At 52.8% G+C, this 1,008-nt stretch carries 1 rRNA gene; it reads left to right on the forward strand.

Going from position 1 to position 1,008, the window contains the following annotated elements:
- Positions 1–982 (forward strand): 23S ribosomal RNA (locus QPK32_RS26440); the annotation flags it as partial.
- Between the last annotated feature and the right edge of the window lie 26 nt (positions 983–1,008).

Consider the following 1,008-nt stretch of genomic DNA (forward strand, 5'->3'; position numbering starts at 1 on the left):
GTCCTAAGGTAGCGAAATTCCTTGTCGGGTAAGTTCCGACCTGCACGAATGGCGTAACGATGGCCACACTGTCTCCTCCCGAGACTCAGCGAAGTTGAAATGTTTGTGATGATGCAATCTACCCGCGGCTAGACGGAAAGACCCCATGAACCTTTACTGTAGCTTTGCATTGGACTTTGAATCAATCTGTGTAGGATAGGTGGGAGGCTTTGAAGCGGGGACGCCAGTTCTCGTGGAGCCATCCTTGAAATACCACCCTGGTTCATTTGAGGTTCTAACCTTGGCCCGTTATCCGGGTCGGGGACAGTGCATGGTAGGCAGTTTGACTGGGGCGGTCTCCTCCTAAAGTGTAACGGAGGAGTTCGAAGGTACGCTAGGTACGGTCGGACATCGTGCTAATAGTGCAATGGCATAAGCGTGCTTAACTGCGAGACCGACAAGTCGAGCAGGTACGAAAGTAGGACATAGTGATCCGGTGGTTCTGTATGGAAGGGCCATCGCTCAACGGATAAAAGGTACTCTGGGGATAACAGGCTGATTCCTCCCAAGAGTTCATATCGACGGGGGAGTTTGGCACCTCGATGTCGGCTCATCACATCCTGGGGCTGTAGCCGGTCCCAAGGGTATGGCTGTTCGCCATTTAAAGTGGTACGTGAGCTGGGTTTAAAACGTCGTGAGACAGTTTGGTCCCTATCTGCCGTGGGCGTTGGAAATTTGAAGGGGGCTGCTCCTAGTACGAGAGGACCGGAGTGGACGAACCTCTGGTGTACCGGTTGTCACGCCAGTGGCATTGCCGGGTAGCTAAGTTCGGAAGAGATAACCGCTGAAAGCATCTAAGCGGGAAACTCGCCTTGAGATGAGATTTCCCGGAGCCTTGAGCTCCTTGAAGGGTCGTTCGAGACCAGGACGTTGATAGGTCGGGTGTGGAAGTGCAGTAATGCATTAAGCTAACCGATACTAATTGCCCGTACGGCTTGTCCCTATAACCTTGGCAGTCATGCCAGAGAC

Source organism: Massilia sp. YIM B02763, from assembly GCF_030412015.1.
Taxonomy (GTDB): Bacteria; Pseudomonadota; Gammaproteobacteria; order Burkholderiales; family Burkholderiaceae_D; genus Telluria.